This is a genomic window from Pseudomonas sp. ZL2 (assembly GCF_054788455.1).
Window position 1 is genome coordinate 19936 of record NZ_JBGOGX010000040.1, and the last position, 7812, is coordinate 27747.

The 7812-nt window shown below is 64.1% G+C and carries 7 protein-coding genes; 5 read left to right on the forward strand and 2 right to left on the reverse strand.

Annotated elements, in window-relative coordinates; translation table 11 throughout:
* Positions 1-173: 173 nt before the first annotated feature.
* Positions 174-1100 (forward strand): LysR family transcriptional regulator, encoded by a 927-nt coding sequence (locus ABM562_RS20910; protein ID WP_036996727.1) that lies wholly within the window; start codon positions 174-176, stop codon positions 1098-1100.
* On the opposite strand, the gene ABM562_RS20915 is transcribed toward ABM562_RS20910, so the two are convergent.
* On the reverse strand, positions 1057-2100 hold the full coding sequence (locus ABM562_RS20915) for an ABC transporter substrate-binding protein (RefSeq protein ID WP_460423192.1): 1044 nt from the start codon (positions 2098-2100) through the stop codon (positions 1057-1059). The genes ABM562_RS20910 and ABM562_RS20915 overlap by 44 nt on opposite strands.
* Before the next feature lie 278 nt (positions 2101-2378).
* Here ABM562_RS20915 and ABM562_RS20920 point away from each other — a divergent pair, with 278 nt between their 5' ends.
* The 3 genes from ABM562_RS20920 to ABM562_RS20930 are packed head-to-tail and all read left to right on the forward strand — an operon-like array spanning position 2379 to position 6406.
* Positions 2379-3974: an ABC transporter permease gene (locus ABM562_RS20920; RefSeq protein WP_460423194.1), complete on the forward strand. Its 1596-nt coding sequence runs from the start codon at positions 2379-2381 to the stop codon at positions 3972-3974.
* Positions 3971-4795: an ABC transporter ATP-binding protein gene (locus tag ABM562_RS20925; RefSeq protein WP_460423196.1), complete on the forward strand. Its 825-nt coding sequence runs from the start codon at positions 3971-3973 to the stop codon at positions 4793-4795. The genes ABM562_RS20920 and ABM562_RS20925 overlap by 4 nt, the downstream gene beginning before the upstream one ends.
* A 9-nt stretch (positions 4796-4804) precedes the next feature.
* On the forward strand, positions 4805-6406 hold the full coding sequence (locus tag ABM562_RS20930) for an arylsulfatase (protein WP_460423198.1): 1602 nt from the start codon (positions 4805-4807) through the stop codon (positions 6404-6406).
* On the opposite strand, the gene ABM562_RS20935 is transcribed toward ABM562_RS20930, so the two are convergent.
* Positions 6378-7067 carry a Crp/Fnr family transcriptional regulator gene (locus ABM562_RS20935; protein ID WP_115085501.1) on the reverse strand — a complete coding sequence of 230 codons (690 nt, stop codon included), beginning with the start codon at positions 7065-7067 and terminating at the stop codon, positions 6378-6380. The two genes, ABM562_RS20930 and ABM562_RS20935, sit on opposite strands and share 29 nt — an antisense overlap.
* An 88-nt stretch (positions 7068-7155) precedes the next feature.
* On the opposite strand from ABM562_RS20935, the gene ABM562_RS20940 reads away from it, so the two are divergent.
* Entirely contained in the window at positions 7156-7680 is a 525-nt protein-coding gene (locus ABM562_RS20940) for an Mpo1 family 2-hydroxy fatty acid dioxygenase (RefSeq protein WP_346617059.1), read from the forward strand.
* Positions 7681-7812: the final 132 nt, after the last annotated feature.

The window sequence follows — 7812 nt, forward strand, 5'->3', positions numbered from 1 at the left end:
CTCATCTGGCTAGGTTGCGCGAAGTGCCGATGAAAGCTCTGCTCTATTGATATGCAAATAAGCTCTAACAAATAAACAGATGCTTCATTGACGGAATAAGAGCTTGCATTTAAAACCTGAGCCTGCACGGCGGCAAATACCTTCGCCGTATTTTTGGAATGCCGGGAAAGCATATGGATCTTCGCCAACTGCGTTACTTCATCGCCCTCACTGAACACCGCAGTTTTGTCCGCGCCGCCGATGCCATGGGCATCACCCAGCCGGCTTTCAGCCGCAGCATCCAGGGCCTGGAACAGGAGTTCGGCTGCGTGCTGATCGATCGCGGCAACAAGGATCTGCGCCCCACGCCCGAAGGCCAGGTGGTGCTGCAGCACGCCCTGCGCCTGGTGCAAGGCGCGGCGCAGCTGAACAGCGAAGTGCAGCAGATGACCAAGCTCGATGCCGGCGAGCTGCGCTTCGGCTGCGGCCCGGCGCCTGCGGTGCACCTGGTGCCGCAGGCGGTGGCACGCTTTCTCGGCGCCCACCCCAAGGTGCGCACCTGCTTCGACGTGGATAACTGGGAAAAACTCAGCCGTGCGCTGAGTCGAGAAGAGATCGAGTTCTTCGTCGCCGACATCCGTCATTTCGAGGCCGACCCGAACTTCCAGACCCAGCCGCTGAGCCCGCGCCGCGGCCTGTTCTTCTGCCGTCCGGGGCACCCGCTGCTGGCCAAGGACAGCCTGTCGACCAACGACATGTTCGACTACCCGCTGGCCACCACCCTGATCCCGCCGGGGGTGCGCAAGCTGCTGGCCAACCTCAGCGGCAAGACCGACTTCGCCCCGCAGGTGCAGACCGAGCACCTGCCGACCCTGGTGAAGATCGTGCTGGGCACCGACGCCATTGGTATCGGCACCGAAGAAGCCTTTGCCGAGGACATCGAACAGGGCCGCCTGATACGCCTGCACTGGCGCAACCTGCCGGCCAACCTCGACAGCCTCAATGCCCGCTGCGGCATCGTCAGCCGCAGCGGTTATCGCCTTTCGCCCGCCGCCCGGGCAATGATCGAAACCCTGATCAGCCTCGATCGGCAGCCAGAGGTGCAGGTGCTGGCCGGATAGCCTGAGGCGCCAGCCACTGCTCGACCTTGAACGGTTTGCGGATCAGCCGCTGCCCGGCGGCCAGGTCAACTGAAGCCTGCAACTTGGCCAGAAAGTCGGCATCCAGGGTCGAGGGGAAGATCTTGCTCAGCTGCTCGTTCTGCAGGTCTTGCTGCAGGATCGCCGGCGGGTAGCTGGCCAGCCCCGAGACCAACTGAATGTAAGCCTCCTTGTTGTCGTCCTGGGTCAGCCAGTGCACGGCCTTCTCCTGAGCAGCTAGCAGTTTTTCCACCAGCTCCGGGTGCTCGTCGACAAAGCGCCCGGACCCTACCAGCACCGCCTGAACATTACCGGCGCCGCCCAGGTCACGGGTGTTCAGCGGCAGCTCGGCCAGGCCGCGTTGCTTGAGGGCGCTGATGCCGGTCGAGCCCCAGGTGGCGTCGATCTGCCTGGCAGCCAGGGCGGCGATCGCCGCGTTGAAATCCAGGTTGATGACTTTCAGGTCCTTCTCGCTCAGGCCCTGGCTGGCCAGGGCGGCGTCGAACGACAGCTGGGTGGCAGTGCCGCGAAACACCGCCACGCGCTTGCCCTTGAGATCTTGCAAGGTCTTGATGTTGCTGCCCGGCGCCACTCCGAGGTAATGCTTGATGCCGCGCCCGGTGGCGGCCAGCAGGCGGGTGTCGAGGCCATTGGCCTTGCCGATGATCGCCGCCAGGTCGCCGAGGTAGGCGAAGTCGACCTGGCCGTTGGCGAATGCCTCGTTGATCACCGGGCCCGCGCCCTTGAAGTAGTTCCACTGGATGCTGATGCCATCGGCGGCGAAGGCTTTTTCCAGCAATTGCTGGTCGCGCAGTACGTCGGTCACACCGCCGCCGGAATGCTGGGTGCCGGCGCTCAGGTCGGGCACGGCGATGCGGATTTCCCTGACCTCGCCAGCCTGGGCCGGCGGCAGCCAGCCGACCACCGCGGCCAGGGCGGGAACGGCAAACAGATTGAACACACGGTTGATCGACAGGTTCATGGCACGCGACTCCTTGTAATGGTGCGGCCACGCTACCGACAACCCAGACCAGTAAATAAATACTAATAAATTACATTTTAATAACTTGTAAGCATAAAAGCCGTTCTACGGGCGTTCCAGCGCGCCATGCATCAGGCACAAGAAAAATATGCTTCGAATGCATTGGCTGCGCGTTGTGACAGCAGCTTTAAATGCAGATTCTTATCACCTAAACGAATTGATATTCAAATCTGTAATTCAATTTAAGAATAAGCAAATTTCAACTCGCAGAGGTTTCCATGGCCCGAGCTTCACTTTCCAGCCTGCCACTGGCCAGCCCGCCAGGCCGGACGCGACGGTTCGACGGCCTGTACCTGAGCCGCCTGCAAGCCTGGTATCTGCCCCTGTTACTGGCAGCACTGTGGTGGCTGGCTAGTCGCAACCAGTGGATGAGCGAACAGATATTGCCGGCACCGAGCCTGGTCTGGCAGAGCGGCCTGGAGCTGGCCCAGGGCGAGCTGTGGACGCACCTGGCGATCAGCCTGCAACGCCTGGCCCTGGGCCTGCTGGTGGGCGTCGCCAGCGGCGCCTTGCTCGGTGCCTGGCTGGGTTTCAGCCGTCGCGCCGAACGCCTGGTACTGCCAACCTTCAATGCACTGGCGCAGATCCCGACCCTGGCCTGGGTGCCGCTGTTCATGGTGCTGTTCGGTATCGGCGAGGTGCTCAAGCTGGTGGTGCTGGTCAAGGCGATCATCGTGCCAGTGACCCTGCATACCCTGGTGGGGGTGCGCGATACCCAGCCACGGCTGCGCGAGGCGGCCACGGTGTTGCGCCTGCCGGCGCGCCTGCTGGTCAGCCAACTGATTTTTCCGGCGGCCCTGCCGGCCTTTCTCGCCGGCGTGCGCCTGGCCCTGGCCACCGGCTGGACATCGTTGCTGGCGGTGGAACTGCTGGCCTCCAGTGAAGGTATCGGTTACCTGATGGTCTGGGCCCGGCAGCTGTTCATGCTCGATATCGTGTTTGTCTGCATCCTGGTCATCGGCCTGCTGGGTCTTGTCATGGATCGCATCCTCGGCTGGCTCGACCGGCACCTGGTGCATTGGCCGCATCCGCCCAGCGCCGAGCTGCGGGTGTCGCGTTTGCAAGGCGCCCAGCGCTTGCAGGCCTTGCTGCTGCCGATCGCGCTGCTGGTGCTGTGGCAGCTGGCCAATCAACTGGACTGGGTCGACACGCAGATTCTGGTTGCCCCGTTGCAAGTCCTGCAGACCACCTGGAATGGCCTGCTCGACGGCTCGCTCAGCGGCGCCCTGGCGATCAGTGTCGGTCGGGCCCTGGGCGGTTTGCTGCTCGGCGGCAGCCTGGGCTTCACCCTGGGCCTGTGGCTTGGGCTGTCGACGCCCGCCGAACGGCTGCTCGGGCCAAGCCTGGCCGGTTTGCGCCAGATCGCGATCTTCGCCTGGGTGCCGCTGCTGACCGCCTGGTTCGGCCTCGGTGAATTGGCCAAATGGGTATTCGTCGGCCTGGCGGCGTTCTTCCCGCTGTTCATCGCCACCCAACGGGCGGTGGCCAACCGCTCGCCACAGCTGGAGGAAGTCGCCCGCGTGCTGCACCTCAACCTGCCCCAGCGCCTGCACCGACTGGTGCTGCCAGGCGCTGCGCCGGGGATTTTCGCCGGCCTGCGCATCGGCCTGATCTACGCCTGGCTGGGTACCATCGGCGCCGAATACTTCATGCCCTCGGGCGGCGGTATCGGCAGCCTGATGATCGGCGCCCAGCAGTTGCTGCGCATGGACATCATCATGGCCGGGATGCTCCTGGTCGGCCTCACTGGCGCGCTCCTCGGCGCCTTTGGACAACACCTCGAATTGCGCGCCACGCGCTGGAGACGAGCATGAACGCCATCGCCCCTGCCCTGGTCAGTTTCAATCAGGTCGGCAAACACTTCGCCGTGGCCGGCGGTGAGCTGGAAGCCATCCGCGACTTCAACCTGCAAATCGCCGACGGTGAGTTCGTCGCCATCGTCGGCGCCAGTGGCTGCGGTAAATCTACCCTGCTGCGCCTGCTGATCGGCCTGGACAACGACTACCAGGGGCAGATCCTGATCGACGGCCAGCCGCTCAATGGCATCGGCAGCGAACGCGGCATCGTCTTCCAGGAGCACCGCCTGTTCCCCTGGTTGAGCGTGGCGCAGAACATCGCCCTGGGCCTGGTCAACGAGCCGTTGAACAGCGAGCAGCGCCAGCAGCGCATCGACCAGTACATCGCCCTGGTGGGCCTGCAGGACTTCAGCCAGGCCTACCCGCACCAGCTCTCCGGTGGCATGGCCCAGCGTGTGGCAATTGCCCGTGGCCTGGTGGCCAGCCCGCGTATCTTGCTCCTCGATGAACCCTTCGGCGCCCTCGACGCGCTGACCCGCCAGCAGATGCAGGACGAGCTGCTGGCGATTCGCGAGCGGGCACGCATTACCACCCTGCTGGTGACCCACGATGTCGAAGAAGCGCTGTTTCTCGCCAACCGCGTGGTGGTACTGGAGCCGCGCCCCGGGCGGATCAAGCGCATCGTCGACATCGACCTGGCGCACCCGCGCCAACGCGCCAGTTACGCCTTCCACCGTCTGCGCGAAGACCTGCTGCACGAACTGACCGCCGACGAACGCTATCTGCCGCCGGCGCTGGAACAGATCCGCGACCTGCCTTTGACCTACCTTGCCTACTGAGAACCGACCATGAGCCAACGCCCCAACTTTCTGGTCATCGTTGCCGACGACCTGGGTTTCTCCGACCTCGGCGCCTTCGGCGGTGAAATCGCCACGCCGAACCTCGACACGCTGGCCACTGCCGGCCTGCGCCTGACCGATTTCCATACCGCGCCGACCTGCTCGCCAACCCGTTCGATGCTGCTCACCGGCACCGACCACCATATCGCCGGCATCGGTACCATGGCCGAAGCGCTGACCCCGGAGCTGATCGGCAAGCCAGGCTACGAAGGCTATCTCAATGACCGCGTGGTGGCCCTGCCGGAGCTGCTTCGCGATGCCGGTTACCAGACCCTGATGAGCGGCAAATGGCACCTGGGCCTGACCGCCGAACTGGCGCCCCAGGCCCGCGGCTTCGAGCGCTCCTTCGCCCTGCTGCCCGGCGCTGCCAACCACTATGGCTTTGAGCCAACCTATGACGAACACACCCCCGGCCTGCTCAAGTCGACGCCGGCGCTGTACATCGAAGACCAGACCTTTATCGAAGAACTGCCCAAGGATTTCTATTCCTCCGACGCCTTCGGCGACAAGCTGCTGCAGTACCTGAAGGAGCGCGACCAGAGCCGGCCATTCTTCGCCTACCTGCCCTTCTCGGCGCCGCACTGGCCGTTGCAGGCGCCTGCCGAGGTGGTGACGCGCTACCAGGGCCGCTACGACGCCGGCCCCGAAGTGCTGCGCCAGGAGCGCCTGGAAAAACTGCGTCAGTTGGGCCTGATCGCCGCCGATACCCAGGCCCACCCGGTGGACAACCACTGGCACAGCCTCAGCGATGAGCAACGCCAGCGTTCGGCGCGGGCGATGGAGGTGTACGCGGCGATGGTCGAGCGCATGGACTGGAACATCGGCCGGGTGCTGGACTACCTGCGCAACCAGGGCCTGCTCGACAACACCCTGGTGCTGTTCATGTCCGACAACGGTGCCGAAGGGGCGCTGCTCGAAGCCTTCCCCAAATTCGGCCCGCAACTGGCCAGCTATCTCGACCAGCACTACGACAACAGCCTGGAGAACATCGGCCGGGCCAACTCCTATGTCTGGTACGGCCCACATTGGGCCCAGGCGGCCACTGCACCGTCGCGGCTGTACAAGGCCTTCACCAGCGAAGGCGGAATTCGCGTGCCGGCGCTGGTGCATTACCCGGCATTGGCGCGCCAGGGCCAGATCAGCCATCAGTTCAGCACGGTGATGGACATCACCCCGACCCTGCTTGATCTTGCCGGCGTGCGTCACCCCGGCAAGCGTTGGCGCGGTCGCGACGTGGCGCCGCTGCGCGGTAAGTCCTGGCTGGGTTTCCTGTCGGGCGAGACCGAGCAGGTACACGACGAAAACACCGTCACCGGCTGGGAGCTGTTCGGCCGCAGGGCGATTCGCCAGGGCCACTGGAAAGCCGTGTACATCCCCGGCCCGGTCGGCCCGGCCACCTGGCAGCTCTACGACCTGGCCAGCGACCCGGGCGAAATCAATGACCTGGCCACGGCACAACCAGCGAAACTGGAGGCGCTGCTCGGCGAATGGCAGAAGTATGTCGAGGAGACCGGGGTGATCCTCAGTCAGTCACCGTTCCAGCCGGATTAGCCAGCGCCTGCAGGCGTGCGGGGTCGATGATTTCGATCTCGCCATAGCCCAGGCGCAAGGCGCCCTCCTGTTGCAGCGACTTGAGGATCTGGTTGGTGGTCTGGCGCGACAGCGAGAGCATCAGCGCCAACTGCTCCTGGGACAGTTGCAGCACGCGCCGGCTGCCCCGCAACTCGCCATAACCGGCGGCGATCTGCAACAGCCTGTGGGCTACCCGCGGCGCCGCCGCCAGCAGGCTCTGCTGCTCCAGGGCAACAAACACCACGCGCAGTTTATGGCTCATCAGCAACGCCACGTCGCGCCAGTGCTGTGGCTGCTGTTCGAGCCACTTCAACAGCGGCGCCTGGGGTATCCATAACAGCCGGGTCGGCCCTTCAGCCTGGGCGTCGTGGGTACGCGGCTGGCCGTCGAACAGACTGATCTCACCGAACCAGTGCGGCGCTTCGATCAGGGTCAACAGCGCTTCCTTGCCATCGGTAGCCACCGCGCCCACGCGCATCGCCCCGTCTAGCACCGCATACAGCCCGCACGGCGCATCACCGCGCTGGAACAGGTATTGCCCGGCTGCCAGCTCACGCTGCCGGGCCAGCGCCAACAGGCTATCCTGAAAGCAGGGAGGCAACGCCTGGAACCAATGACCTTGCAGCAGGGTTTCGCGCATAGCGCCTCGAAGGTGAGCTCTGTCGGCTAGCCGACAGACAGGCGGAAATCTGTAGGACATGCTCACGCCACCTACAGGAGGAACAACAATGAAAAACCTGGTCGAACACCTGAGTCAATACGCCGCCTACCACCGCGACCCGCGCAACATCGTCACCCACTTTATCGGTATTCCGCTGATTGTGCTGGCGGTGACGGTTTTGTTGTCACGACCGGGGGCTGCGGTGGGCGGCGTCTGGGTGTCGCCGGCGCTGCTGGTGGCGCTGGTTACCGGCTGGTTCTACTTGCGCCTGGATCAACGCCTGGGCCTGCTGATGGCGGTATTGCTTGGTTTGTGCCTGTGGGCCGGGCAGGCGTTGGCCGTGCAAAGCACCCTGGTGTGGCTGAGTGCCGGGCTTGCGCTGTTCGTGATTGGCTGGGTGATCCAGTTTGTCGGCCACCACTATGAAGGGCGCAAGCCGGCGTTTGTCGATGATCTGATGGGGTTGATCATCGGGCCGTTGTTTGTGGTGGTGGAGCTGGGGTTCTTGCTGGGCATGCGCCTGGAGCTGAAAAAAGCCATTGAAGACACTGTCGGGCCGGTGGCGATTCGGCAGAAGAAGGCGGCGGTCTGATTAGGGCTGCTTTGCAGCCCATCGCTGGCAAGCCAGCTCCCACAGGTTGGGTGGTTGCAATACCTGTGGGAGCCGGCCTGAACTGGCCTAATGATTTTGGACACCTTCGTCGGGCGCTATTATGGCGCCCAA